Origin of the sequence: Lentzea xinjiangensis (genome assembly GCF_900110955.1) — a bacterium.
Taxonomy (GTDB): domain Bacteria; phylum Actinomycetota; class Actinomycetes; order Mycobacteriales; family Pseudonocardiaceae; genus Lentzea; species Lentzea xinjiangensis.
In genome coordinates this window covers 81,186-101,975 of sequence record NZ_FOFR01000010.1, presented here as the reverse complement: position 1 = coordinate 101,975, position 20,790 = coordinate 81,186, and the positions used below count along the sequence as shown (strand labels likewise).

At 70.7% G+C, this 20,790-nt stretch carries 25 protein-coding genes and 1 tRNA gene; 9 read left to right on the top strand and 17 right to left on the bottom strand.

The genetic code is table 11. The annotated features are described in order from the left end of the window. Positions 1-53: 53 nt before the first annotated feature. The 8 genes from BMW88_RS21860 to BMW88_RS21825 form a co-directional block, all read right to left on the bottom strand. A tRNA-Pro gene (locus BMW88_RS21860) sits at positions 54-127 on the bottom strand. 174 nt (positions 128-301) lie between these two features. Continuing rightward, complete coding sequence (locus BMW88_RS21855) at positions 302-1,417, bottom strand: sensor histidine kinase (protein ID WP_245777963.1); 1,116 nt, start codon at positions 1,415-1,417, stop codon at positions 302-304. Next, complete coding sequence (locus BMW88_RS21850) at positions 1,411-2,043, bottom strand: response regulator (protein WP_245777962.1); 633 nt, start codon at positions 2,041-2,043, stop codon at positions 1,411-1,413. The genes BMW88_RS21855 and BMW88_RS21850 overlap by 7 nt, the downstream gene beginning before the upstream one ends. 62 nt (positions 2,044-2,105) lie before the next feature. Beyond that, a complete protein-coding gene (gene der / locus BMW88_RS21845; RefSeq protein ID WP_089953413.1) occupies positions 2,106-3,527 on the bottom strand; it encodes a ribosome biogenesis GTPase Der in 1,422 nt (473 codons plus the stop codon). After that, positions 3,524-4,156 carry a lysophospholipid acyltransferase family protein gene (locus BMW88_RS21840; protein ID WP_089953411.1) on the bottom strand — a complete coding sequence of 211 codons (633 nt, stop codon included), beginning with the start codon at positions 4,154-4,156 and terminating at the stop codon, positions 3,524-3,526. The genes der and BMW88_RS21840 overlap by 4 nt, the downstream gene beginning before the upstream one ends. Further along, positions 4,153-4,839, bottom strand: coding sequence for a (d)CMP kinase (gene cmk, locus BMW88_RS21835; protein WP_245777979.1), 687 nt, complete (start codon positions 4,837-4,839; stop codon positions 4,153-4,155). Before cmk ends, BMW88_RS21840 begins: the two co-directional genes overlap by 4 nt. 131 nt (positions 4,840-4,970) lie before the next feature. Next, a complete protein-coding gene (gene aroH, locus BMW88_RS21830) occupies positions 4,971-5,333 on the bottom strand; it encodes a chorismate mutase (RefSeq protein ID WP_089953408.1) in 363 nt (120 codons plus the stop codon). Between the two features lie 21 nt (positions 5,334-5,354). Continuing rightward, complete coding sequence (locus BMW88_RS21825; protein ID WP_089953406.1) at positions 5,355-6,476, bottom strand: DUF1015 family protein; 1,122 nt, start codon at positions 6,474-6,476, stop codon at positions 5,355-5,357. An 18-nt stretch (positions 6,477-6,494) separates the two neighbouring features. On the opposite strand from BMW88_RS21825, the gene BMW88_RS21820 reads away from it, so the two are divergent. The 5 genes from BMW88_RS21820 (at position 6,495) to BMW88_RS21800 (ending at position 10,162) form a co-directional block, all read left to right on the top strand. Beyond that, positions 6,495-6,968 carry a cation:proton antiporter regulatory subunit gene (locus BMW88_RS21820; protein ID WP_089953405.1) on the top strand — a complete coding sequence of 158 codons (474 nt, stop codon included), beginning with the start codon at positions 6,495-6,497 and terminating at the stop codon, positions 6,966-6,968. Positions 6,969-6,994: 26 nt separating this feature from the next. Next, positions 6,995-8,146, top strand: a complete 1,152-nt coding sequence (locus BMW88_RS21815) for a cation:proton antiporter (RefSeq protein WP_425434678.1) — start codon at positions 6,995-6,997, stop codon at positions 8,144-8,146. A gap of 63 nt (positions 8,147-8,209) precedes the next feature. Then, on the top strand, positions 8,210-9,373 hold the full coding sequence (locus BMW88_RS21810; protein ID WP_089953402.1) for a S8 family peptidase: 1,164 nt from the start codon (positions 8,210-8,212) through the stop codon (positions 9,371-9,373). Continuing rightward, on the top strand, positions 9,374-9,595 hold the full coding sequence (locus BMW88_RS21805; protein WP_245777961.1) for a hypothetical protein: 222 nt from the start codon (positions 9,374-9,376) through the stop codon (positions 9,593-9,595). A gap of 93 nt (positions 9,596-9,688) precedes the next feature. Further along, positions 9,689-10,162: a DUF6319 family protein gene (locus BMW88_RS21800; protein WP_089953400.1), complete on the top strand. Its 474-nt coding sequence runs from the start codon at positions 9,689-9,691 to the stop codon at positions 10,160-10,162. 243 nt (positions 10,163-10,405) lie between these two features. Here the strand turns inward: BMW88_RS21800 and BMW88_RS21795 are convergent, their stop codons facing one another. Both BMW88_RS21795 and BMW88_RS21790 read right to left on the bottom strand, forming a co-directional pair. Next, positions 10,406-11,377: a quinone oxidoreductase family protein gene (locus BMW88_RS21795; protein WP_089953399.1), complete on the bottom strand. Its 972-nt coding sequence runs from the start codon at positions 11,375-11,377 to the stop codon at positions 10,406-10,408. 1 nt (position 11,378) lies between these two features. Then, on the bottom strand, positions 11,379-12,179 hold the full coding sequence (locus tag BMW88_RS21790; protein WP_089953397.1) for an SDR family NAD(P)-dependent oxidoreductase: 801 nt from the start codon (positions 12,177-12,179) through the stop codon (positions 11,379-11,381). A 129-nt stretch (positions 12,180-12,308) separates the two neighbouring features. Between BMW88_RS21790 and fabG the strand changes: the two genes are divergently transcribed. Both fabG and BMW88_RS21780 read left to right on the top strand, forming a co-directional pair. Continuing rightward, on the top strand, positions 12,309-13,061 hold the full coding sequence (gene fabG / locus BMW88_RS21785) for a 3-oxoacyl-ACP reductase FabG (RefSeq protein WP_245777960.1): 753 nt from the start codon (positions 12,309-12,311) through the stop codon (positions 13,059-13,061). A 3-nt stretch (positions 13,062-13,064) separates the two neighbouring features. After that, on the top strand, positions 13,065-13,517 hold the full coding sequence (locus BMW88_RS21780; RefSeq protein WP_089953394.1) for a MaoC family dehydratase: 453 nt from the start codon (positions 13,065-13,067) through the stop codon (positions 13,515-13,517). Positions 13,518-13,532: 15 nt separating this feature from the next. Here BMW88_RS21780 and BMW88_RS21775 read toward each other — a convergent pair whose 3' ends face one another. Continuing rightward, positions 13,533-14,099 carry a TetR/AcrR family transcriptional regulator gene (locus BMW88_RS21775; protein ID WP_245777959.1) on the bottom strand — a complete coding sequence of 189 codons (567 nt, stop codon included), beginning with the start codon at positions 14,097-14,099 and terminating at the stop codon, positions 13,533-13,535. Between the two features lie 38 nt (positions 14,100-14,137). Here BMW88_RS21775 and BMW88_RS21770 point away from each other — a divergent pair, with 38 nt between their 5' ends. Continuing rightward, positions 14,138-15,193 (top strand): DUF2855 family protein, encoded by a 1,056-nt coding sequence (locus BMW88_RS21770; RefSeq protein ID WP_089953392.1) that lies wholly within the window; start codon positions 14,138-14,140, stop codon positions 15,191-15,193. On the opposite strand, the gene BMW88_RS21765 is transcribed toward BMW88_RS21770, so the two are convergent. From BMW88_RS21765 to BMW88_RS21750, 4 genes are read right to left on the bottom strand one after another with little or no spacing between them, the layout of a single operon-like run. Next, positions 15,183-15,713 carry a 3'-5' exonuclease gene (locus tag BMW88_RS21765; RefSeq protein ID WP_089953391.1) on the bottom strand — a complete coding sequence of 177 codons (531 nt, stop codon included), beginning with the start codon at positions 15,711-15,713 and terminating at the stop codon, positions 15,183-15,185. The genes BMW88_RS21770 and BMW88_RS21765 overlap by 11 nt on opposite strands. A 29-nt stretch (positions 15,714-15,742) precedes the next feature. Continuing rightward, positions 15,743-16,501, bottom strand: a complete 759-nt coding sequence (locus BMW88_RS21760) for an SDR family NAD(P)-dependent oxidoreductase (protein ID WP_089953389.1) — start codon at positions 16,499-16,501, stop codon at positions 15,743-15,745. Then, positions 16,501-17,697, bottom strand: coding sequence for an acetyl-CoA C-acetyltransferase (locus BMW88_RS21755; protein ID WP_089953387.1), 1,197 nt, complete (start codon positions 17,695-17,697; stop codon positions 16,501-16,503). The genes BMW88_RS21760 and BMW88_RS21755 overlap by 1 nt, the downstream gene beginning before the upstream one ends. Positions 17,698-17,707: 10 nt before the next feature. After that, the gene (locus BMW88_RS21750; protein ID WP_089953386.1) at positions 17,708-18,853 is read right to left on the bottom strand and encodes an acyl-CoA dehydrogenase family protein; all 1,146 of its coding nucleotides are present in this window, start codon (positions 18,851-18,853) and stop codon (positions 17,708-17,710) included. A gap of 92 nt (positions 18,854-18,945) precedes the next feature. Between BMW88_RS21750 and BMW88_RS21745 the strand changes: the two genes are divergently transcribed. After that, complete coding sequence (locus tag BMW88_RS21745) at positions 18,946-19,569, top strand: TetR/AcrR family transcriptional regulator (RefSeq protein ID WP_089953384.1); 624 nt, start codon at positions 18,946-18,948, stop codon at positions 19,567-19,569. Positions 19,570-19,575: 6 nt separating this feature from the next. Here BMW88_RS21745 and BMW88_RS21740 read toward each other — a convergent pair whose 3' ends face one another. Then, positions 19,576-19,851, bottom strand: a complete 276-nt coding sequence (locus BMW88_RS21740) for a GlsB/YeaQ/YmgE family stress response membrane protein (protein ID WP_089953383.1) — start codon at positions 19,849-19,851, stop codon at positions 19,576-19,578. Between the two features lie 86 nt (positions 19,852-19,937). Next, positions 19,938-20,717: a sporulation protein gene (locus tag BMW88_RS21735; RefSeq protein ID WP_089953381.1), complete on the bottom strand. Its 780-nt coding sequence runs from the start codon at positions 20,715-20,717 to the stop codon at positions 19,938-19,940. Between the last annotated feature and the right edge of the window lie 73 nt (positions 20,718-20,790).

The following is a 20,790-nucleotide window of genomic DNA, read 5'->3' as shown; positions in this document are numbered from 1 at the left end:
TCTCACCGTAGTGATCCAAGGCCCTGACCTAGGCTTTCGCCATACTTCGACCGTCGGGACGACAGGATTTGAACCTGCGACCCCTTGACCCCCAGTCAAGTGCGCTACCAAACTGCGCCACGTCCCGGCCACACTCCCGGTCTCCCGGCGTGCAGAAAGAATCCTACAACACCGGAGACAGAGATCAAAAACGGACCCCCGAAACCGGCCCTGAGCTGCGGAGATGTTGCGGGGACCCGAAGTTCGGGTCCCCGCGTCCCTCGGTCCGACCGATCCCCCGATCCTCGACCGACGCCCGCAACTATGCGGTGGCCGTGTCGCGGGCGCCACCGCCGAAAGTCGAGTCTTGTCCGTCAACCTTCGACTTACCGGACGGTAGGACGGCGCTGACGCTGAAGCCCCCGTCGGCGCGGTAGGAGGTGGTGAGGGCGCCTCCGGCCAGGCGTACTCGTTCGGACAGGCCGTGCAGGCCCGTGCCGCCGCGGTCGTCCAGTGACGGGAGTTCGCTGGGGCCGTTCACCACGGAGACCCGTACGGGTGAGGCTCTGTCCACGGTGACTGTCACGGCGGCGCCTGGGGCGTGTTTCGTCACGTTCGTCAGGGCTTCTTGGACCACTCGGAACAGTGCTCTGGAGACCGCGGGCGAGAGGGGTGCGTCGCCTGTTTCGGAGAGGGTCACGGACACGCCGGCCACGCGGGCTCGGTCCACCAGTTCCTGCACTGTCGGGTAGGACGTGCCGGAGTTCAGCAGGCCCAGGGCCGCTCGCATCTCCGACAGGGATTCCTTTGCCAGGGAACGCAAGCGCAGGGCGGTCTCGCGGACTGCCGGGTCTGTCGCGGTGGCGGCCAGGGCGGCGGACTCCACGGCTATCAGGGTGGCGTGGTGGCCCACGGAGTCGTGGATCTCGCGGGCTATCCGGGCCCGTTCCGCGGCACGGGCGGAGGTTTCCTGCGCTTCCAGTTCCGCGGCTCGGGCTCTGCGGGTTTCGTAGAGCGAGCGGGTCAGTTCCTTGCGGGTGGTGACGAGGGCGCCGAGGGCTGTGGGGGCGGCGGCCAGGCCGAAGGCGAACGCGGTCGCGAGGAGGAAGGGGCCCAGGGGGATGGACTCGGTCAGCACCACCGGGGCGATGGAGGCGACGGTCAGCGAGCCGCCCCAGAAGACCTGGACCGGGATGGACTTCTCCTTGCGGCCCAGGTGGTACTGGGCGACCAGGGCCGGGACCCAGCCCGGTCCGCCTGCCACGGCGGGGATGCACAGCAGCGATGCGAGCCACGGCCAGCGCAGGCGCACGGGTAACAGCAGGGCTGCCGCCACGGCGGTCCACAGGGACCACGGGAACGGGCGGTCCTGGGTCAGCAGGACCACTCCCGTGGTCACGCCGACGGTGAGGACTTCGCGCAGGAGCGGTTTCACCACACACCGACCTGGTGGGCGACCAGGGCCGCCTGGACGCGGTTCTCCACGCCCAGCTTGGTCAGGACGGTGGAGACGTAGCTCTTCACGGTGGCCTCGGAGAGGCAGAGCTCCTCGGCTATCGAGTGGTTCGAACGGCCGCCGGCGACCAGCTCCAGCACCTGGCGCTCGCGGGCCGACAACGAGTCGAGCTGGCGGTTCGCCCGGAAGCCGCGCAGGCGTGGGAGGAGGCGGACGGTGATGCGCGGGTCGAGGACCGCGCCGCCGGCCGCCAGGTCGACCACGGCTCTGACGAGGGCCTCGGGTTCGGCGTCTTTCAGCAGGAAGCCCTGGGCGCCCAGGTCCAGTGCCGTCGCCACGTAATCGTCCAGGTCGAACGTGGTCAGCACGGCGATGGCGGGCGGGGTGGCCCACGTGCGCAGGCGGCGCACGGCCTCCAGGCCGTCGACGCCGGGCATCTGCACGTCGACCAGCACCACGTCGGGCAGGTGGGCCAGGACTACTTCGACCAGTTCGGCGCCGTCGGACGCCTCGCCGACCACCTCCACCCGCCCGTCGGCTTCCAGGAGGACCTTGAGGCCCCGCCGCAGCAGGGCCTCGTCGTCGGCTAGCACCACTCGTACGGCCACCGGACCAACCAACCGCACGCCGTGCCCAAGGGCAAATAGGTCATCCAGGTGGTGCCGAAGAACTACTTTTTGGCAGTGCCTGACTTCTTCTTCTCGCGCACGCGCACGGAGATGCGGACCGGGCTGCCTTCGAAGCCGAACTCCTCGCGCAGCTTGCGCTCGATGAACCGGCGGTAGCCCGCCTCCAGGAAACCGGTCGTGAACAGCACGAACGTCGGCGGGCGGGTCGAGGCCTGGGTCGCGAACAGCACCTTGGGCTGCTTGCCGCCGCGCACCGGCGGCGGGGTCGCGGAGATCAGGTCCGACAGCCACTGGTTGAGGCGGCCGGTCGGGACTCGGGTGTCCCACGAGTTCAGCGCGGTGCGCAGGGCCGGTGCGAGCTTGTGCACGGCGCGGCCGGTCAGGGCGGAGATGTTGACCTTGTCCGCCCACGGCACGCGCACCAGGCCGCGTTCGAGCTCGCGGACCATCTCGTTGCGGCGGTCCTCGTCGACGAGGTCCCACTTGTTGAACGCGAGCACGCACGCGCGGCCCGACTCGACCACCATCGTGAGCACGCGGAGGTCCTGCTCGGACAACGGCTCGTGCGCGTCCAGCAGGACGACCGCGACCTCGGCGGTCTCGATCGCGGACTTGGTGCGCAGCGAGGCGTAGTACTCGGCGCCGCTCTCGAACTTGACGCGCTTGCGCAGGCCGGCGGTGTCGACGAACCGCCAGATCTCGCCGTCGAGCTCCACCAGCGAGTCGACCGGGTCGACGGTGGTGCCCGCGACCGAGTCGACGACCGAGCGCTGTTCGCCGGTCAGGCGGTTGAGCAGCGACGACTTGCCGACGTTCGGCTTGCCGACGAGTGCGACGCGGCGCGGGCCGCCGTTGCGGGCCCCGAAGTCGTCGCGCGGGGTGGCCGGCAGCTTCGCCAGGATCACGTCGAGCAGGTCGCCGGAGCCGCGGCCGTGCAGGCCGGACACCGGGATCGGCTCGCCGAGGCCCAGCGACCACAGCGACGCGACGTCGGCCATCAGGCGGTCGTCGTCCACCTTGGACGCGCAGAGGATCACCGGCTTCTTGGAGCGGCGCAGGACCTTCGCGACGGCCTCCTCGGTGGTCGTCGCGCCCACGGACGCGTCCACCACCACGAGGATCACGTCGGCGGTCGCCATCGCGAGCTCCGCCTGCGCGGCCACGGCGGCCTGCAGGCCCTGCGCGTCCGGTTCCCAGCCGCCCGTGTCGACCACGGTGAACTTGCGGCCGTTCCACAGCGCGTCGTAGGCCACGCGGTCGCGGGTCACGCCGGGCACGTCCTGCACCACGGCCTCCCGGCGGCCGATGATGCGGTTGACCAGCGTGGACTTGCCGACGTTCGGCCGTCCGACCACCGCGAGCACCGGCTGCGGTGGCGACGCCTCGTCGCCGTCGGAGCCGTCGAGGTCGTCGAAGGCTGACCAGTCGGCCTCGTCCTCCCAGGTGCCGTCCAGGTCCGTCATCGTCTTCCCTCACTCACACGAAGTCCATCGAGTTCGGCGACCAGTGTCGCCAGGCGATCGCGCACCTGCTCGGTGGCAACGCCCAGGGCCGCTCGCCCCTTCCCCTCGGGGAGGTGGAACGGCTCACCGATCAGCACGTCGACCTCGGGTCGCCAGCCCTTGGCCTGGTAGGTCCCGCGGCAGGCGACCGGCAGCACCATCGCGCCGGACGTCTTCGCGAGCCACGCCGCGCCATTCTGCGCGTTCGCCACGCTGCCCTCGCCGCGCGTGCCCTCGGGGAAGACCCCGATCACACCGCCGGCCTTGAGCACGGACAACGCGCTGGTCAGCGCGGTTCGGTCGGCTTCGCCCCGCTTGACGGGGAGCTGACCGATCTTGCCCAGGAGGTGGCCCACGACGCCTCGGAACATCTCCTGCTTGATCAGGAACGTCACGCGCCGGGGCAACGCACCGAACAGGATCGGCCCATCAGCCATCGAGCTGTGGTTGGCGACGACGACCACGCCGCCGCTCAAGGGTACGCGGTCGCGCCCGTGCACCCGAATCCGGAACCGCCAGGCGTACGGTCCGCGCGCGATCCACCTGCCGAGATCGGTGAGCCACGGCAGGCTCCCGGCGGGAAGGCTCACCCGGTCACCCTCAGCCCGCGCCGGTGCACCAGGTCGAGCAGGGCGTCCACGGTGCCCGCGAGGTCCAGCTCGGTGGTGTCGACCTCGACCGCGTCGGCGGCGGGCCGCAACGGCGACACCGCGCGCGAGGAGTCGTAGTTGTCGCGGCGCTGCACGTCCTTCAGCACGGCGTCCACAGTGGACGAACGACCGGCTGCGTTGTCCTGCTTGGTCCTGCGCGCCGCGCGCGCGTCCGCCGACGCCGTCAGGTAGACCTTCAGCGGGGCGTCGGGCGACACTACCGTGCCGATGTCGCGGCCCTCGACCACGATGCCGCCGACGTGGTCGACGGCGTCGGCGATGATCGCCCGCTGCTGCGCGACCAGCAGGTCGCGCACGTGCCTGGCCGCGGACACCGGCGAGACCGCCAGCGTCACCTCGGGCCCGCGGATCTCGGCGGACACGTCGTCGCCGTCGAGCGTGATGCCCGGCTTGCCGGGGTCGGTGCCGACCACGAGCACGGCGTTGTCCGCGACCTCGGCGACCTTGGCCTCGTCGGCCGGGTCGACGCCGGCGCGCAGCACCGCCACCGTGACGGCCCGGTACATCGAGCCGGTGTCGAGGTAACGCGCGTCCAGCGCCATCGCGAGGCGCTTCGCGACGGTGGACTTGCCGGTGCCGGACGGTCCGTCGAGTGCCACCACGCCGCGCAACTGACCCTGGCCCACCACAGCTCCCTCCGAGACGCCCACGCCGCTCATTGTGCCTGGTGCGGACGCTCACACCGCAGGCGGGACGGCCACGGCGGCGGGTGCCGGCCGGCTGCCGCCCGCGTTCAGTGGTTGAGGTCGGTGCGCAGGGCCGCCGCCCCGCGCAGGTAGACGTGTTTGACCGACGACCGCGGCAGGTCCGTCTCGACGTGGGCCAGCAGGCGGATCACGCGCGGCATCGAGCCCGGCACCGCGATCTCCGTCGCGGACAGCAGCGGCACGTCCTGCAGCCCCGCCAGGCGCGCGGCGTAGGCGGGGAACTCGGACACGAGGTCCGGTGTGGCGGTGAGGACGACACTGATCAGGTCGTCCGGGGACAGGGCGTTGCGGGACAGGACCTCCCGCACCAGCTCGGCCGTGGCTTCCAGCACCAGGTCGCGCGAGTCCGCGTCGATCTGCGTGGCTCCCCTGATCGCTCGCACCGCCATGCGACCGACATTAGCGCGTCCTCATAGGACGTCGCCGCTCCACGACGAGGTCAGGTCGGCCAGCAGCAGCCCGCTGCGCGGCTTGGGGGTGAAGTACGTGCTCTTGCGCGGCATCCTGGTGCCCGCCAGCACCTCCCGCAGCGGCACCGGCGCGATGAGCAGCACCGCCTCGGCCTCGACGGCGGGGTCCACGACCGCTCGCACGCACGGGCTCTCCGGGTTCAGCCCCAGCGCCTCGTCCAGCAGCAACGACTCCACGACGGCGTGGTCGGCACCGCGCCCGGAGGGCAGCTCCACCCGCAGCACCTCGTCGGGACACCGCACCACGACCACGCCCGGTTCCGGGTCGACGACGTACCGCAGGGCCGACACCGCCAGTCCCGCCCGTTCCCACGCGGCCACCAGGTCGGACGTGGTCAGCCCGGTGCCCGTGACCGCGCGGTGGATCGGCCCGACCCGCAGCCCTGGCCCGGACGTGACGAGCGCCAGCAACCCGGTCAGCCCGGCCGCCCTGGCCGCCGCCACGCGGTGGTTGCCGTCCGCCACGAGCAACGGGTGCGCGCCCGCGGCCGCCAGGAACGCGTCCTGCCGCGCGCCCGGTTCGACGAGCCAGACCCAGTGCCGCCGCCCGCCGGAGTCCACGAGCGACACGGCGGGCTCCTCGGTCATGCCGAGCACCAGGCCGGTGAGCACGTCGTCAGGCGTGACGGGGATGAGCATCGCCGCGCTCGTGGCGACGCCCAGCGAGGCGAGCACCTCTCCGCGTTCGGCGACCACGTCCGGGTAGACGTCCTCGGTGTGCGCGATGCCGTCCGGGTCGACCATGCACAGCAGCCCGCACGCCGTCCCGTCCGGTCCGTCCACCCGGTAGGGCGCGACGACGTCGGTGACCTCGCGGTACGCCCGCCGGATCAACGCCGAGAGCTCGGCGCGGGCGTGCGGCAGCGCCTCGAGCAGGCCGGTGCCCGCGGCCAGCGCGGCGGGCGTGCGATGGGGGTGCTGGACGGCCAGCAACGTGCCGTGCGGGGCTCTGGCGAGCGCCGCGACCACCTGGGCGGGTTCGGCGAACTCGTCGACGTCGGGGCCGGGCACGCGCTCGCGCACCACCCACCCGCGCCGCACGGGACTTACGAGCGATGACATCCACGTATCATCATCTGTGTGAACGTAGAGATCACGCCCCTGCCGGGCATCGGTACGCGCCAGGACTTCACGATCCGCGCCGGGCGCCGCGTCGGCGTGATCACCTACCGGGACGGCCGGTTCGAGCTCATCCTCTCCAAGGCGTCGGATCCCGACTCCTGCGCGGCCTCGATACCGCTCTCACCGGAGGAGGCGAACACGCTCGCGGGCCTGCTCGGCGCGCCGCAGCTCGTCGCCCACCTGCGCGAGGAGCACCGCGACATCACGGGCATCACGACCCGCCAGCTGCCGGTGACGGCGTTCGCGAACCGCTCGCTCGGTGAGACCGCCCTGCGCACGAGGACGGGCGCGTCCGTCGTCGCCGTCGTGCGCTCGGGCAACGCGCACCCGTCGCCCGGTCCCGACTTCCTCTTCGAGAACGGCGACCTCGCGGTCGTCGTCGGCACCGCGGAAGGCCTCGACGCCGCCGCCGAGATCCTCCACGGCGGTTAAGCACTGTGCATGAGACAACCCTGGCCATGATCCAGCTCGGCGCGGTGTTCTTCGGCCTCGGCCTGCTCGGCCGCGTCGCCTGGAAGATGGGCATCTCGCCGATCCCGCTCTACCTGATCGGCGGTCTGTGCTTCGGCGTGGGCGGCTTCGTGCCGCTGCACGGCATCGAGGAGTTCACCCGCATCGCCAGCGAGATCGGCGTGGTGCTGCTGCTCCTGCTGCTCGGCCTCGAGTACTCGGCGTCCGAGCTCACCACGGGCCTGAAGCGCTCGTGGATGGCGGGCGTGCTCGACCTCGTGCTGAACGCGGCGCCGGGCGCGATCGCGGCGCTGCTGCTGGGCTGGGGCCCGGTCGGCGCGCTCGCGATGGCGGGCGTCACCTACATCTCGTCGTCGGGCATCGTCGCGAAGGTCCTCGGCGACCTCGGCCGGCTGGGCAACCGGGAGACGCCGGTCGTGCTGTCCGTGCTCGTCTTCGAAGACCTCGCGATGGCCGTGTACCTGCCGGTGCTGACCGCCGTGCTGTCGGGCGTGAGCTTCCTGGGCGGGCTCACGTCGGTGGGCATCTCGTTGCTCGCGATCACCGTGGTCCTGGTGGTGGCGTTGAAGTACGGCCGGTTCATCTCGGCCATTGTGGACAGTCCGGACCACGAGGTGTTCCTGCTCAAGCTGCTCGGCTCGGCGTTGCTCGTGGCCGGTGTCGCCTCCGAGCTGCAGGTGTCGGCGGCGGTCGGCGCGTTCCTGCTCGGCATCGCGATCTCCGGCTCGACGGCGGAGAACGCGACGCGGTTGCTGGAGCCGTTGCGCGACCTGTTCGCCGCGATGTTCTTCGTCGTGTTCGGGCTCAACACCGACCCGCGCTCGATTCCACCCGTCCTGGGAATCGCCGTGGCACTGGCGGCCGTCACGACGGCGACGAAGGTCGTCACGGGCTGGTGGGCGGCCAGGAGGCAGGGCATCGGCAAGATGGGCCGCATGCGTGCGGGCGCGGCACTGGTGGCGCGCGGTGAGTTCTCCATCGTCATCGCCGGTCTGGCCGTGGCGTCCGGTCAGGTGGCCGGCGAACTGGCGGCGCTCGCGACCGCCTACGTGCTCTTGATGGCGATCCTGGGGCCGATCGCGGCCAAGTACGTTGAGCCGATCGGGGAATTCTTCCAGCGGAGAAGGCAAATGGCCTGAAACGACCGCCTCGGTGTGACGACTCTCTAGTAGGGCTTGGACGGAGAGTAGGGGCGAATCGTCATGACCGAACCCGCGGAAGTGGAGACCACAGGCCGGTTCCTGGTGCTGTTGCAGGAAGACGCCATCGAGGAAGGACTGGCCGAGCTCGGTGCGATCGCCGGGTTCGACCCGAACACCGGCGAGATCGGGTCGGACACCCTGCAGGTGTTCCCCCAGCTCGGCGTCGCCGTCGTGTCCGGCGACCCGGCCCTGCTGGCCGGGCTGAACGGCGCCGCCGAGCGTCCCGGCCCGGTGCAGATCGTCGAACCGGAACGCGTCGTGCACGCCTTCGACGCCGCACCGGCGGAGGAGCCGGAGGAACCTGGCCAGGCCGCCGACGAGTCCGTGCTGACCTGGGGGTTGCAGGCGGTCGGCGCGGACGTCAGCACGGCCACCGGCAAGGGCGTCAAGATCGCGGTCCTCGACACCGGCTGGGAGAAGGACCACCCGGACTTCACCGGCCGCGCGATCACCACGAAGTCGTTCATCGCCGGCGAGGACGTGCAGGACGGCCACGGCCACGGCACGCACTGCATCGGCACGGCAGCGGGCCCGCGCAAGCCCGCCACCCCGCCCGGCTACGGCGTGGCCCACGAGGCGGAGATCTTCGCGGGCAAGGTGCTCTCGAACGCGGGCTCCGGTTCCGACGGCGGCATCCTCGGCGGCATCGACTGGGCGGTCGCGAACGGCTGCGCGATCATCTCGATGTCCCTGGGCGCCGACGTCCCCGCGGGCACGCCGTACTCGCAGATCTACGAGACCGTCGCCCAGCGCGCGATGGCGAAGGGCACCCTGATCATCGCCGCGGCGGGCAACGCCTCCTCGCGCCCGGCGCGGATCGCCCCGGTGGGCCACCCCGCGCGCTGCCCCAGCATCATCGCCGTGGCGGCGATCGACGTGAACCGCGCGATCGCCTCGTTCTCCTCGGGCTCGGCCGACAAGATCGGTCAGATCGACATCTGCGCGCCGGGCGTGGACGTCCACTCGTCGTTCAAGCTCCCGGAGAAGTACCGCCGCCTGCGCGGAACCTCGATGGCCACCCCGCACGTGGCCGGCGTGGCGGTGCTGATCGCGGAGAAGACGGGCGCCAGGGGCTACGAGCTGTGGGCCCGCCTGGCGGGCACGGCCCAGCGCCTCCCGCTGCCGTCCACCGACATCGGCACCGGACTCGTCCAGGCTCCGTAGATGCCTTCCGCGGTGGACCAGGTGATGGTCTCCGTGGCCGGGGACAGCCTCCCGCAGGTGCTCGACGACCTGCGGGAGGCGGGCCTGGTCGTCGACACGGTCCTGGAGGCCCTGGGCGTGGTGACCGGCACCGTGCAGGTCCGCGCCATCCCGGCGCTGCTCTCCGTCCCCGGCGTCCTCGACGTCGAACGGCAGTGGCGCGTGCAGCTCCCTCCCTACTGACTAGGCTCTGCGCTGACCCCGTTCACGTCTGATCGAACACGTGTTCTAGTCTGTGCGCGGGGTCACGTCGTTGCGGAGAGAGGAAACCTGATCGTGTCGGACACGCTCACCGAGGTGCAGGCAGTCGAGGAGACCGTCGTGGAGGAGACTCCGGCGAAGGCCCCCGAGGCCGAGGCTCCCAAGCCGGCCGAGGCGCCGAAGGCCGAGACGCCCGCGCCCAAGCCCGAGATGCCCAAGGCGGAGACGCCCAAGGCGGAGAAGCCGAAGCCCGCCCGCGCCAAGAGCACGGCGAAGAAGACCCGCACCGTCGAGCTCACGCTCACGGTGACCGGCACCGCCGAGGGCGAGTGGCAGGCCGACCTGGTCCACGGCACGCAGCGAGTCGTGTCGGGCCTGGTCATTCCCGCCATCGCCGTGGCGAAGGCGGCCAAGGAGCTGCACGAGGACATCGCGGACGGCATCGAGTCGGTGCTCGAGGCGGCACGCGACCAGCACCGCACCCGCATGGAGGAGCTGGAGGCCGAGCTGGCCAGGGTGAAGGCCCAGCTCGCCGAGCTCTCCGAGTAAGACCGCTGCACGCCGAAGGGGCGGCCCGCGACGACGCGGGCCGCCCCTTCGGCGTGTACCTACAAGCTCCCGCAGGGGTCCCCTTGGATTTCGGCTCCCCCGCGACCCAACGTACAAGGCGGGTCTGACACTTCCGCGAGGTCGGAGGGAGCGGCAAGGCGCGAGGCACCGGCAAAGCCGCAAGACGCGCGGCGCCGGCCGGTCCTGGATCAGATTGGCGGGGTCCGGGGCGGAGCCCCGAAATCACCGAGACGGGTCGAGCACCAGCTTCCCGGCAGTCCGGCGAGACCGGAGATCCTCATGGGCCTGCCGAATCTCGCCCATCCCGTACTCCCCACCGGGAACAGCCTTCAACTTCCCGTCGACCACGAGCGAGAACAGCTCGGCCATGGCCCGATGAGCCAGCGTCCCGTGCTCGGCGTCACGGATCTTCAACGCGTGGGGCAGCCACATACCCGCAACGGCCGTGGAGTGCACCAGCAGCGACCCGAGGTCAACCGGCTTCGGCCTTTCCCGCGAGGCCATGCCATAAAACGCAAGCCGCCCGAACGGAGCCAGCGCCACCAGCGACTGATCAGTGGTCGTCCCTCCGGTCATGTCCAGGACGACGTCGACCCGCCGTCCGGAGTTGGCTTCGATCAACGCGGCGGTCATGTCCTCGGCGCGCGAGTCCACGGCCACGTCCGCGCCGAGGTCCAGGGCCAGCTTCCGCTTGTCCTCGGACGAGGCGGTGGCGATCACGCGACCGGCGCCCCACAGCTTGGCGAGCTGGACGGCGATCGTTCCCACGCCACCGGCGGCGGCGTGCACGACGACCGACTCGCCGGGTTCCATGTGCGTCGACTTCCGCAGCAGCAACCAGGCCGTGGCGCCCTGCACGACCATCGAGAGCGCGGTCAGGTCGTCGACGCCGTCGGGCACGTCGAAGGTCGTCAGCGCGGGCGCGACGGCTTTCTCCGCATAGCCGCCGGAGTTCTTGGTCAGCGCGACGACGCGGCGGCCGTCCGGGGTGGTGCCGGCGACCTCACCGCCCGGCACCAGCGGCAGGGTCATGCGGGCGAGGTAGGAGTTCTCCGCCTGGTGCGTGTCGGCGTAGTTGAGGCCGGCGCGGGACACGGTGATCAGCACCTCGCCCTCACCCGCCACCGGGTCGGGCAGCTCCACCTGCTGGAGCACCTCGGGTCCACCGAACTCGGTGATCTGGATGGCACGCACGTCAGCTCTCCTTGAGCGCGATCGAAACGGGGTCCTTGCACGCGGCGTCGAGACGGGAACCGTCGGCGGCGCGCGGACCGGGCGGGTTGCGGAAGCCGAACGGCTCGGACGGGCGGCCGGACTGGACGAACCACGCCTCCCCGGTCCCCGAACCTTCCACAATGGACATGAACGTGTCCACCACGGCCGACACCGGCAGGATCGGCATGCCGATGTCCTCCAGCGTCGAGCGCAGCGGCGTGATGATGTTCGTGTCGGCGAACGCGGGGCAGAGCGCGTTGACCCGGACGTCCGGGTAGGCGCCGCCGAGCGCGCGGACCAGGGCGACGACGGCGGCCTTGTTGGCGCCGTAGATCGGGTCGCCGGGCATCGGCATGAGACCGGCCATCGAGGCCGTGGCGATGATCTGCCCGCCACGCTCCCGCACCGCCGGCAACGCGTAGTGCGCGCCGTAGACCACACCGTCGAGGTTGATGGCCATCGCGCGGCGGTACGTCTCGACGTCGAAGTCCTCGCCCAGCGAACAGCCGGTGCCGATGCCCGCGTTGAGGAACGCGATGTCGAGCCCGCCGAACTCGCGGACGGCGACCTCCACAGCCGAGGCCGAGTCCGCGGGCACCGTCACGTCGCAGCGCACGAACACGCCACCGACCTCGTCGGCGACGACCTTGCCCTGGTCGGCGTCGACGTCGGCCACGACGACGCGCACGCCGAGCGAGGCCAGCCGCCGGGCGGCCGCGGCGCCGATGCCGTTGGAGCCGCCGGTGACGATCGCGACCTTGCCGGTGAGTTCCACGGGCACCTGCCTCCTCGAATAGCCACATTCCGACCAGTCGGTATGGTCGTCCGCACAGCGCTGGACGTCAAGCGGACTGATGGGTACGTTACTAAGCGCTTGCTTAGCTCACCATCCCCCAACGAAGGAGGACCCGTGGCCGACAGGGTTGCCATCGTCACCGGCGCGGCTCGCGGAATCGGTGCCGCCGTCGCGCAGCGCCTCGCCGCGGACGGCTTGGCCGTCGCGTTGCTCGACCTCGATGAGCAGGGTGTGCTCGAGGGCGCCGACAAGATCGTCGCGGGCGGTGGGCGCGCCGTCGGCCTCAAGGTCGACGTGGCCGACGAGGAGCAGGTCAACGCCGCGGTGGCGAAGGTCGCCGAGGAGCTCGGCGCGCCGACCGTGCTGGTCAACAACGCCGGCGTGCTGCGGGACAACCTGCTGTTCAAGATGTCCGCGAGCGACTGGGACACGGTCATGAACGTGCACCTGCGCGGCGCGTTCCTGATGAGCAAGGCCGTGCAGGCCTACCAGACGAAGGAAGGCTTCGGCCGCATCGTCAACCTCAGCTCCACCTCCGCGCTCGGCAACCGCGGCCAGGCCAACTACTCCGCCGCCAAGGCCGGTCTGCAGGGCTTCACCAAGACCCTCGCGATCGAGCTCGGCAAGTTCGGCGTCACGGTCAACGCGATCGCGCCCGGCTTCATCGCCACCGAGATGACCAAGGCGACCGCCGAGCGCATGAAGATCTCGTTCGAGGACCTCGTCAACGGTGCCGCGCAGACGATCCCGGTCGCGCGCGTCGGCCAGCCGGAGGACATCGCGCACACCGCGTCGTTCCTCGTCAGCGAGGGCGCCGGGTTCGTGTCCGGCCAGGTCATCTACGTCGCCGGCGGACCGAAGGACTGACGCATGCGCACCTTCGAGAACATCGACGAGCTGGTCGCGGCCAAGGGCGAGCACCTCGGTTTCGGCGAGTGGCACGAGATCACGCAGGAGCAGGTCAACCTGTTCGCCGACGCGACGCTGGACCACCAGTGGATCCACATCGACGTCGAGAAGGCGAAGCAGGGGCCGTTCGGCGGACCGGTGGCGCACGGCTACCTGACGCTGTCGCTCGTGCCGTACCTGGTGCGCGACGTCTACACCGTCAAGAACATCAAGATGGGCGTGAACTACGGCAGCAACAAGGTCCGCTTCCCGCAGCCGGTGCTCGTGGGCGCCAGGGTGCGCGGTGGGGTCGAGCTGCTCGACGTCTCCGACATCGCGCTGGGCAAGCAGCTCGTGACCAAGGTCGTCATCGAGATCGAGGGCAGCGAGAAGCCGGCGTGCGTGGCCGAGATCGTCAGCGTCATCGTCCCCTGACGATGACGCTGACGATCAGGCCTTGAGGCTGTGGATCAGCAGGTCCGCGTAGTGCTCAGCCAGCCGCCCGGCCGGGATGTCCCCGTCCGGGCGGTACCAGGTGCCCAGCTGGTGCAACGACCCGAAGAAGTAGTACGTGGCCACGTCGGCCGGCACGTCGGCGCGGAAGGTGCCGTCCCGCTGCCCCTCCTCGACCAGGCCGCGGAACTTCTCGTGGTAGCGCCGCCGCTCCGCCCGCACCTCCCTCTGCTTGTCGGCCGAGAGGTGGTTCATCGAGCGGAAGAACACCTTGGCGGCGTCGAAGTCCTCGATGCTCGTGACGATCACGTCGATCGCCGCTTCGCGCAGCCGCTTGACGACCGGCCCGTCCGCCGCGGCGATCTTCTCCAGGTGTTCGGTCTGCAAGCGCAGCAACCGCCCGTAGATCTCGTGCAGCAGATCGTCCTTCGACCCGAAGTAGTGGTACATAGCGCCTTTGGTGACACCGGCGCTCTCCACGATCTCCTGCACGGCGACCCGCTCGTAGCCCTTTTCCGCGAACAGGCGGGTGGCGGCGTCGATCAGTCTTTCAGGCACGGTCACGACCGGAGCGTACCTCCCGACCGAGGGGATCCCAGGCAATGAACAGCCGCTGGACCGTCGTCGTCGACCGCGACGACCTCGCCCGAACCGAAGTCCTGCACGACCGGCTGCCCGAGCTGTCCGAGCTGTCCGACTGCGAGGTGCTGCTGCGCGTGCACCGCGTCGGCCTCACCGCCAACAACGTCACCTACGGCGTGATCGGCGATCAGTTCGGCTACTGGGACTTCTTCCCCGCCGGCGGCCCTCGCCAGGGCGTGATCCCGCTGTGGGGCTTCGCCGACGTCATCGGCTCCACTGTGGACGCTCTGCCCGCCGGCACCCGCGTCTACGGCTACCTGCCGATGGCGAGCCACCTCGTCGTGCGCGCCAGGCTGACCTCGGCCGGCTTCGCCGACACCGCGGACCACCGCGCCGACCTGCCGGCCGCGTACAACAGCTACCTCGTCACGGGCGGCGACCCCGCCTACGACCCGGACCTGGAAGACCTCCAGGTGCTGTACCGGCCGCTGTTCCTGACGTCGTTCCTGCTCGCCGACCAACTGGTGGACAACGGGTTCCACGGCGCCCGCACCGTGGTGATCTCCTCCGCCTCCAGCAAGACGGCGTTCGGCACGGCGCAGTGCCTGCGCGGGAGCGGCGTCCGGCTGGTGGGCCTGACCTCGCCCCGCAACGTGGAGTTCACGACCGGCCTGGGCCTCTACGACACCGTGCTGCCCCATGACGCCGCCGTGGACGTCGAACCGAGCGTGTACCTGGACTTCAGCGGTTCCCAGGAGGTGCGTTCGGCGCTGCACGACCGCCTCGGCGCGGACCTGGTCGCGGACATCTCGGTCGGCCTCACCCACCAGGCGGCCCCGTCCGACCCGCGGACCGAGTTCTTCTCCGCGCCCCGGCGGCTGCGCGAGCGGACCGCCGACTGGGGGTCCGACGGCCTGGCCCGGCGGTTCGGCGAGGCCTGGCGGGATTTCACCGCGCAGGCCCGCGACCGGGTGGCCATCGCCGAGCACCGGGGCCCGGACGAGCTGGTGGCCGTGTGGCGGGCCGTGCTGCGGGGCGAGGCGAGCCCCGGCACCGCCGACGTGATCACTTTCTGAGCAGCCCGGCGATGGTGAACGCGTCGTCGTGGCCGCGGTGGTGCGTGCCGTCGAGCTCCTGCCCGGTGAGCCGCACCGCTTCGGCCATGCCGATCTCGCGCGGCAGCGCGTGCACCAAGGCGAACAGCGTCTTGACGTTGATGTGCCGCGGCCCGAACGGGTACTTCACGCCGAAGTCCGCGCACTGCCGTTCGAACATCCTGCGGTCGTAGTCGCCGTACGAGGCCCACACCCGGCGATCCGAGCGGAACTCCTTGCGCAGCAAGGCGCAGGCCTCGGCGAATGGGATGCCGCCGTCGACGTCGGCCTGCGTCAAGGTCGTCAGCCGAGTGCAAAAAGGACTGACCGACGGCCGCGCGGGCCGCACCAGGACGCTGCGCCGCTCACCGCGGCGGCCGGAGCCCACCTCGAGCGGGCAGACGCCGATCTCGATGATCTCCGAGACCTCTCCCGGCGGCGGCGATCCCTCCCGGCACGTCGACTCGACGTCGACGACCAGCACGTGGTCCAGCGTTGTCACGTGCTGGCCGTCTCCACCACGTCCAGCGGTCAAACGATGACCGCGCCGCCATCGACGACCAGCGTCTCGCCCGTGACGTACCCGCCGGCGGGGGAGGCCAGGAAGACCACGGCGGCGGCGAGCTCCTCGGGGTCGCCGACGCGTCCGGCCGGCAGCGCCGCCCGCATCTTCTCCAGGTACCCCGGCGGGTACTGGTCGGTCATCTCCGAGGCGAAGAAGCCGGGGCAGATCGCGTTGACGCGGATGCCCTTGCGGCCGGTCCACTGCTGCGCCAGGTCCCGCGTGAGGCCGAGCAGGCCCGCCTTGGACGCCGAGTACGCGGCCTGCGGGATACCGCCGGTCACGAGGCCCAGCACGCTGGAGATGTTGATGATCGAGCCGCCGGACTTCATGACCGAGGCCGCGGCCTGCGCCATCCAGTACGCGCCGTTGAGGTTCACGTCCATGACGCCGAGGAACTCCTCGGGCGTCTCCCGCGAGGCCGGCACCGCCGAGGCGACCCCCGCGTTGTTCACCAGCACCGAGACCGTGCCGAACTCGGCGGCGGCCCGCGCGACCTCGCGGCAGTCCTCGGGCTTCGACACGTCGGCCTGCACGACCAGGGCCCGCCGGCCGGCGGCTTCGACCAGCGACGCCGTGTCCTTCAGCCGGTCCGCGCGGCGGGCCGCGAGGACGACGTCCGCGCCGGCCTCCGCGAGCCCTTTCGCGAACGCCACGCCGAGGCCGGAGGACGCCCCGGTCACGATCGCGACCTTCCCGTCCAGGCGGAACTTGTCGAGGATGCCCACTAGGAAAGCCTTTCCAGGATGATCGCCATGCCCTGACCGCCGCCGACGCACATCGTCTCGAGCCCGAACTGGGCGTCGCGCGCCCGCATGCCGTTGATCAGCGTCGTCATGATCCGCGCGCCGGTCGAGCCGAACGGGTGCCCCAGGGCGATGGCGCCGCCGTGCACGTTCAGCCGGTCCATGTCGATGCCCAGCTCGCGCTGGCTGCCGAGCACCTGCACCGCGAACGCCTCGTTGATCTCCACCAGGTCGATGTCCGAAATGGACATGCCGGCGTGCGCCAGCGCCTGCCGGGTGGCCTCGACCGGGCCCAGGCCCATGATCTCCGGCGACAGCCCGGACACCCCCGTCGACACGATGCGCGCCAGCGGGGTCAGTCCCAGCTCCCGCGCCCGCACGTCGCTCATGATCACCACGGCGGCAGCGCCGTCGTTCAACGGGCAGCAGTTGCCGGGCGTGACCGTTCCCCCCGGCCGGAACGACGGCTTCAGCGCCGAGACGGCCTCGTAGGTGACGCCGGCGCGCGGGCCGTCGTCGGCGGACACCACGGAACCGTCGGGCAGCACCACCGGCGTGATCTCGCGGGCGAAGAACCCGTCCGCGATCGCCTTCTCCGCGAGGTTCTGCGACCGCACGCCGAACTCGTCCTGGTCGTGCCGCGAGATGCCGAGCCGCGTCGCGACGTTCTCGGCGGTCTGGCCCATCGAGATGTAGTAGTCCGGTAGCTTGCCGTCCAGCCGCGGGTCGGTCCACGGCGCGTTGGACGCCGCCGTGTCCGCGGTGCGCTGCTGCGCCTCGTCGAACAGCGGGTTGAACGAGGGCGTGCCGGAGTGCAGGTAGCGGGACACGCACTCGACACCGGCGGAGATGAACGCGTGGCCCTCCCCCGCCTTGATGGCGTGGAACGCCATCCGCGCGGTCTGCACGGACGACGCGCAGAACCGGTTGACCGTCGTGCCCGGCAGCGTGTCGTAGCCGAGCTGCACGGCCACGCGGCGCGCGATGTTCTGGCCGTGCTCGTCCTGCGGCTCGGCACATCCCAGGTGCAGGTCGGTGATCCCGGTGTCCGGGAGGTCCTTCAGCGCCGCCGAGATCACCTGCGCGGCGAGGTCGTCCGGGCGCAGCGAGACCAGGGAACCCTTGCGGGCACGGCCGATCGGCGACCGGGCGGTGGAGACGACGACGGCTTCAACCACAGCACACCCCTTACAGGCCGAGATCGCGGCCGATGAGTTCCTTCATGATCTCGTTGGAGCCCGCCCAGATCTTCGTGACGCGGGCGTCCATCCACGCGCGCGCGACGCGGTACTCGGTCATGTAGCCGTAGCCGCCGTGCAGCTGCACGCAGGCGTCGATGACCTCGTTCTCGATGTCGGCGCTCCAGTACTTCGCCTGCGCCGCCTCGACCGCGGTCAGTTCGCCCTTGACGTGCTGCATGGTCAGGTTGTCGACGAACGCCTGGGTGACGTCGAGCTTCGTGCGCAGCTCGGACAGCAGGAACTTGTTGTGCTGGAACTTGCCGATCGCCTGGCCGAAGGCCTTGCGCTCCTTCACGTACTCGAGCGTCTCGTCGAAGATGCCCTGCGCGTGCGCCAGGTTCGAGATGGCGGCGCCGATCCGCTCCTGCGGCAGGCGCTCCATCATGTAGATGAAGCCCTGGCCCTCGTCGCCGATCATGTTCGCGGCGGGCAGCCGGACGTCGGAGAAGAAGAGCTCCGCGGTGTCGGACGGGTGCTGGCCGACCTTGTCGAGCTTGCGGCCGCGCTCGAAGCCGGGCATGCCGGTCTCGACGGCGAACAGCGTGATGCCGCGCGCCCCCTTGGAGGGGTCGGTGCGCGCCGCGACGACGATCAGGTCGGCGGTGTAGCCGTTGGTGATGAACGTCTTGGAGCCGTTGAGGATCCAGTCGTCGCCGTCGCGGACGGCGGTGGTCTTCAGCGCCGCGAGGTCGGAGCCGCCGGAGGGCTCGGTCATCGCGATGCCGGTCTTGATCTCGCCGGTGCACATGCCGGGCAGCCAGCGCTGCTTCTGATCCTCGGTGCACAGGTCGACGAGGTAGGGCGCCACGACGTCGCCGTGGATGCCGAGGCTCGACGCGACGGCCGCGTTGACCCGGCACAGCTCCTCGGCGAACACCGTGTTGAACCGGTAGTCGTTCGCGCCGCTGCCGCCGTACTCCTCCGGGATCTCGAGGCCGAGGAGCCCCTGGCGGCCCGCTTCGAGCCACACGTCCCGGTCGATCACCCGCTGCTCGATGAACTTCTCGACGTTCGGCGTGATCGTGCGCTCGACGAACGCCTTCGCCGACTCCCGGAACGCGACGTGATCCTCGGTGAACAGCGTCCGCTGCACGACTACCTCCATACTAAGCGGTTGCTTAGCGCTAAGCGCCCGCTTAGCGTGCAGTACGATCCATCACCTGTCAACACGCGAGGAGCGCTCCGATGACGACGACCGGACTGGACGAGTTCGCGCTGCTCGACGAGACCTGGCGCGCGGTCACCCCGGACGCCGCCCGCCGCATGCTCATCGCGGCCGCCCACGCGTTCGCGGAAAAGGGATACCACGCGACGACGACCCGTGACATCGCTTCGCTCGCGGGAATGTCCCCCGCGGCCGTCTACATCCACTACCGGTCGAAGGAAGAGCTGCTCTTCAACATCTCGCTGCTCGGCCACGAGACGTCGCTCGCGCTGCTCAACGGCATCGAGGGCGGTGACGCGGCGCAGCGGTTGCGGACCGCGGTGTCGGCGTTCGCGGGCTGGCACGCCGAGTTCCACACGACGGCGCGGGTGGTGCAGTACGAGCTGGGCGCACTGACCCCCGAGCACCACGCGGAGGTCGCCGAGCTGCGCCGGCAGATCGAGCAGCGGATGCGGTCGTTCATCGCGGACGGCGTCGCCGAGGGCGTGTTCGACGTCGGCGACCTCAAGGGCGCGACGCTGGCCGTCCTGTCGCTGTGCATCGACGTCGCCCGCTGGTACCAGCCGGGCGGCAGGCGGACCCCGGACGAGATCGGCGCGCTGTACGCCGACCTCGTCCTCAGGATGGTCCGCCCGGCGGGCTAGCCGGGTCTAGCGGACCGACCTGCGGCCGTACATGCCGGCCACGACCGACACGCCGACCGCGGCCAGCACGATCTGGAAGAGCAGCTCCCACCAGTCGAACCAGCCGGTGGTCTCCTGCACGCCGAACCAGCCGGCGACGAGGGAGCCGAGGAACGCCGCCACGACGCCGACGACGAGCGTCAGCCACAGCGGGATGTTCTGCCTGCCCGGCGCGACCAGCTTGCCGAGCAGGCCGATGACCAGGCCGATGACGAGTGCGCCGAGAATGCTCTCGATGGTCACGGACGCCTCCTCCGCTACTCCCCGATGCGCTCGGGGATCTCAGCGGACATCATCCCGTCACCCGGCGTGATCCGCAGCCCGGGGACCTACCAGCGGCTACCGCTCACCTGGCTCATCCACTGGTTGATCGTCGCGGTCCAGTCGGTGCCGGCCGCCTGGTGGTGCGACACGGCGAACCGGCCGTAGGCGTCGCCACCCGCGCGGAGCAGCCCGGCGCGCTTGTCGGCCTCCAGGACCACGTGCAGCTCGCCGGGCGTCGTGACGAACGTCAGCTCGACCTGCTTGACGCGGCCGGCGAACTGCGGCGGCGGGTAGAACTCGATCTCCTGGTAGAACGGTAGCTGCTGCGGCACGCCGTGGATGCGGCCGCGCTCGTTGTCGGCCTTGGTGAAGCGGAAGCCCATCTGCCCGAACGCCTGCAGCACCGCGTCCTGCGACGGCAGCGGGTGCACCCAGATCGGGTCGAGGTCACCGGGGTCGACCGCGCCGCGCACCTCGAGCTCGGTGCGCAGGCCGAGCTGCATGCCGGCGAGCTGCACACCGCCGACCACGTTGAGCGGGCACTCGAACGGCACGGGTAGCTGGAACGGCAGCGAGAGGTTCTGGCGGGGCTGCACCAGGATCCGCTGCCCGACGGAGAACTTGTGGAACTCCACCGTGGTGTTGTACTCGTTGTCGCCGCTCTCGACCTCGACGCGGGTGAGCAGCGCCAGCGTGACGTGGTCGATCTCGGCCGGGTGCTCGCCGCCCGCGATCCGCACCTCACCGGAGAGCGCCTCGCCGGGCCGGACGTTCGGGTTCGCCAGCACCGTGTCGACCGTCGGCCCGCCCACGCCGAACGCGCGCAACATCCTCTTGAACACCACTGCGGCCTCCTGGAGCCTTCGCGTCTTTGCGGGGAGTCTGCCCACTTCATCGCCGGTTCGCGCCGACGCGTTC

Excerpts from the sequence above, each read along its gene's own strand:
- BMW88_RS21780 (WP_089953394.1), top strand. The coding sequence starts at position 13,065 with ATGCGCACCTTCGAGAACATCGACGAGCTGGTCGCGGCCAAGGGCGAG.
- BMW88_RS21805 (WP_245777961.1), top strand. The coding sequence starts at position 9,374 with ATGCCTTCCGCGGTGGACCAGGTGATGGTCTCCGTGGCCGGGGACAGC.
- BMW88_RS21770 (WP_089953392.1), top strand. The coding sequence starts at position 14,138 with ATGAACAGCCGCTGGACCGTCGTCGTCGACCGCGACGACCTCGCCCGA.
- BMW88_RS21815 (WP_425434678.1), top strand. The coding sequence starts at position 6,995 with ATGATCCAGCTCGGCGCGGTGTTCTTCGGCCTCGGCCTGCTCGGCCGC.
- BMW88_RS21825 (WP_089953406.1), bottom strand. The coding sequence starts at position 6,476 with ATGTCATCGCTCGTAAGTCCCGTGCGGCGCGGGTGGGTGGTGCGCGAG.
- der (WP_089953413.1), bottom strand. The coding sequence starts at position 3,527 with ATGACGGACCTGGACGGCACCTGGGAGGACGAGGCCGACTGGTCAGCC.
- BMW88_RS21745 (WP_089953384.1), top strand. The coding sequence starts at position 18,946 with ATGACGACGACCGGACTGGACGAGTTCGCGCTGCTCGACGAGACCTGG.
- aroH (WP_089953408.1), bottom strand. The coding sequence starts at position 5,333 with ATGGCGGTGCGAGCGATCAGGGGAGCCACGCAGATCGACGCGGACTCG.
- BMW88_RS21810 (WP_089953402.1), top strand. The coding sequence starts at position 8,210 with ATGACCGAACCCGCGGAAGTGGAGACCACAGGCCGGTTCCTGGTGCTG.